This window comes from Bilophila sp. 4_1_30 (genome assembly GCF_000224655.1).
GTDB classification, from domain to species: Bacteria; Desulfobacterota; Desulfovibrionia; order Desulfovibrionales; family Desulfovibrionaceae; genus Bilophila; species Bilophila wadsworthia.
The window spans coordinates 89,167-92,899 of the sequence record NZ_JH114235.1; the positions used below are offsets into that span (position 1 = coordinate 89,167).

At 63.3% G+C, this 3,733-nt stretch carries 4 protein-coding genes; all 4 read right to left on the reverse strand.

What is annotated here, in order from left to right:
- Nucleotides 1-441: 441 nt before the first annotated feature.
- The gene (locus HMPREF0178_RS17960) at nt 442-1,590 is read right to left on the reverse strand and encodes an MBL fold metallo-hydrolase (RefSeq protein WP_005029938.1); all 1,149 of its coding nucleotides are present in this window, start codon (nt 1,588-1,590) and stop codon (nt 442-444) included.
- Between the two features lie 10 nt (nt 1,591-1,600).
- A complete protein-coding gene (locus HMPREF0178_RS17965; protein ID WP_005029940.1) occupies nt 1,601-3,004 on the reverse strand; it encodes a hypothetical protein in 1,404 nt (467 codons plus the stop codon).
- 50 nt (nt 3,005-3,054) lie between these two features.
- Nucleotides 3,055-3,303 (reverse strand): hypothetical protein, encoded by a 249-nt coding sequence (locus HMPREF0178_RS17970; protein WP_009369015.1) that lies wholly within the window; start codon nt 3,301-3,303, stop codon nt 3,055-3,057.
- On the reverse strand, nt 3,300-3,733 hold a 434-nt coding region (locus HMPREF0178_RS17975; RefSeq protein ID WP_009369016.1), incomplete at its 5' end, for an FCD domain-containing protein. The genes HMPREF0178_RS17970 and HMPREF0178_RS17975, both read right to left, overlap by 4 nt.

Genomic DNA, 3,733 nt, shown 5'->3' on the forward strand with positions numbered 1-3,733 from the left:
GCGGCGGCGATCCAGATGGATGGCGGCGATGAGGGCCCCCATGAGCGTGGCGCACTCGGACCCGCCGCAGGGGTCGAGGGGCCGGGGAAGGAGTGTTTCAAGTCGCATCGAGGGCTCCGGGGCCGGGAAGGAGCCCGTCCCGTGGGACACGGCCCCGCCCCGTCATGGGCTAAGCCGTTCCGTTTTGAAACGGCATTCTTTCAAAAGCGATCCACGCCAAAAAGCGGCGGATGAAACAGGCAGCAACCAGACACAAACCGAATGGGAAAACAGAACAGGAACACCATTTCAGCAAGTAAAAACGCACGCGAACAGGGAGCCGGTACACAAAAAACTTTGGAAAATGGAGGCTGGGCTCCGCGCCGGCAGGTTTGGGGAAGGGAGGGAAAAGCGCGGCCCTTTCAGAGACGGTTTCCCTCCCTTCCCCAATACTTTCTCATCTTAGGCGGGGAACTTGATGACGTCGCCGTTGCCGAGGTAGTTGGTGGTCTTGGAGCGGAACCGGGCCGTGCCCTTCACCACCGGATAGCCCGCGTCCACGAACTTCTGGGCGGTGATGAGGCCCGTGCAGTGGTTGCAGCCGACCTGCTGGAGGTTCCACTTCTTGAGCCCGATGACGAGGTCGTCGTACTTCGGGTCCCAGTCGTCGAAGGGCGAGATATGCAGCCCGCCGTACAGGCCGTAGAACTGATCCTTCTCGTAGGCAAGCTCCTTGTAGGCCGTGTCCGCGAAGAGGATGATCCCCTGATGGCAGCAGCCGGTGATGCTCACCAAGCCCACATCCTTGACGTTGCAGTACAGCGACATCTCGCCGAACACCTTGAAGATGATCGGGCAGTCGAACTGATAGAGCGCCACGCCGGGCTGGAGCGTGTGCAGGCCCTTCGGCACTTCCGTCCACTTGCCCACATGCCCGCAGGCCTTCAGGTATTCCTTGCCCGCCGGGTAGAAGGTGTTGGGCGTGTAGACGTGGATGTTGGGATTGTACTTGGTGACCACGGGGAAGCCCCAGTAGTGGTCCATGTGCTCATGGGTCTGGATGAAGGCGTCGATCTTGTTGTCGGCAAGCATGACGTCGATGCCCTCGCGCTTGAAGCACGTGTCCATCCAGTCGTAATTCCACCCGGTATCAAACAGGTAACGGGTTGTCTCGCCTTCCATGCTCTCGATCTCGACGAGGCAGGAGTAGCCGCCCGCGTTGTCGGCATGGACGCAGTTTTCCTTGGCGATGGCCCACGCCTCGTCGATCTTGTGCGGCAGGAGGTGCTTGATCCGCTTGAGGCCCTCCTCGAACGTCCCCTTGCCCACGCCCTTGCCGTTGCCGAAGGGCGCCCAGTTGAAGGTGTACTGGTCCACGAGCAGCCCGCCCGCGCCGGTCACGTCGTTCATAAAGATGCCGTTGTCGAACCAGCTCGTCTCGGAGATGTTGGTGACCTTGACCGACTTGCACACCCCGATGTCCGCCGTGCCGCGCTTCACTTCGGGAAGGAAGGCCCTGCGGAGCGGCGAATACGAGTACAGACCCATGGAGCCGAGCACGCCCGCGCCCACGCCGAGCGCGGCGCCCTTCATGAATTCGCGTCTGTCCATATCGTCCCTCCTATTGAACCAGAGTGAAAGTTGCGCTCGCCAGAGGCAGCAGGGCCACGATGGCGAAGTAGGCGATCACGCCCACGACGAGGCCGATGATCACGCCGGGCAGCATGGCGGGGTTCCATGCGGCGTTGGCGGCCAGATGGCGCTCCTCGGCGGCGAAGTCCTCGGCGGTCTTGAATTCGCGCCGCCAGCCCGGCCAGCCGTCCATGAACCACCAGTTGATCAGCCAGATGTTGATCAGCCAGATCATGGGGATCATGGGGAACTGCTGCGGGTGCGAGAAGCCCTTCTGGGTGCCGAGCACGAAATGGGCGTACTTGTAGTAGAGGCAGTAGATCGCGATGCCGCCGAGCGTCACCAGCAGGGAACGGACGAGCACGTTGATCGGCGTGCTGAAGCGGTTGGGCCAGTTGCCGCAGTAGAACTGGAGGAACAGGGCCGGGACGAGGAAGAAGATGGCCGTCTCGCCCACATGCAGCCAGCGCCAGTCGGGGGCCGCGTCGCGGCGGTGTCCGCGGATGGCGTCGCCCCACACGAGTTCCTGCATGTACCAGAAGAACATGCACAGCGCCCACGAGATGGCGATGATCCCGAAGAACAGGGCCAGACGGCGCAGCCACGGGGTCTTGATCATGGTGAACGGGAAGCGCTCCCAGATGCCTTCCATGAACCACACCACCACGGTGCAGCACATGATCCACGCCACGTGGAAGTTGGCGGACACGGTTTCCGCGAAATGCTCCCAATACGGCGGGCAGATGGCGGTGAAGTACTGCCACGGGTAATACAGGATGCCCATGTGGTTGTGCATGGTCATGAAATAGATGAGCAGGCTGAGGCAGAACGTGCCGAGCCAGATGCTGAACCCGCGCACGGGCTGGGAAAGCCCCGCCCACGGCTGGCCCTCGAGCGCCACGAGCCACGCCGGGCTGATCCACGAGGCGATGACCGCGAACATCATGCAGGCCTGCGCCGCGTATTCCGTCGAGTAGAAGTCGGTGAGGCCGAGCTTCTGGAGCTGCGCCGGATTGAAATAGGCGAAGGCGAGGTTGCCGAGCACGCCCTCGAAGAAGCCGTGGATCATGGCGATCATGATGCCCACGGACACCAGCGCCAGCACGAGCCCCTTCTGGAGCGGGTGGGCGCTGCGTACCCAGTCGCGCCGGAACGGCCAGAAGTCGAAAATGTAGGCCATCCAGATCAGGATGATCAGCCACCAGCGGCAATAGTTGTAGCCGACATACGGCGTGTAGAAACGCATGATCCCGCGCGGGTCCTGAAACACCCACCACGTCACGGCGAAAATCAGCAGGGTGAACGCCATGTTCGCCAACATGGGCCACGGGCCGCTCCATCGCTTGATGAGCTTGCGCTCCTCAAGATAGGGAATCTGTTGCTGTCCTGACATCGTTATCCTCCTCGGATGCATGACTTGCGCCCCGCCCTTGCGGAGCTCCCTTATCCGGTCCGCCCTGCCCCTTCCGGAGCGCGGGCATACATGGCGCGCATAACCGCCGAGGCAAGTTCCCCGGCTCCTATCCGATCCGGGTCCAGCCCGAGCCGCTCGGCCTCGGCCCGCAGCATCGCCGGGCTGAATTCCGGGGGCAGGGGCGTTTCCGGGGGAACCCCTCCCGGCACGTCCCGCGTCCCGGCATCCTCCTCGGAGAACCGGAACCCGAGAAAGGCACGGCGGCTCATACGGCTCATCGCGCCTCCTGCAAGGCCAGCAGGATGGTGGCATACCCCTCCACGGCCTTGGCTGCGGCCCCGGCGTCGGCGTGGCGCAGGGCGCTCAACAGCCGCGCCAGCTGCGCGAACACGTTCTCGCACTGGGGCAGCGTGCACTCCTGCAGCAGCCGCGCCAGCGCCAGACCGTCAGGCAGCACGCGGCTGGCCGCGTCTTCGAGGCGCGGATTGCCCAATACTCGGATCAATATGGAAAAAAAGCGGATCTGCGCTTGGATAAAGGTCTTCATGTCTCCGTTGCGGAGCGAGGCTCCGGCGGAGGGGAGCAAACGCTCCAGTTCGAGAATCACGGACGGGGACACGGCGGGCAGGGACGCGGCCACCAGAGGCGGCATGAGGATGCGGAACGCGGCGAGATAATCCGCGAACGTCCCGGCGGCATGGCGCGCAT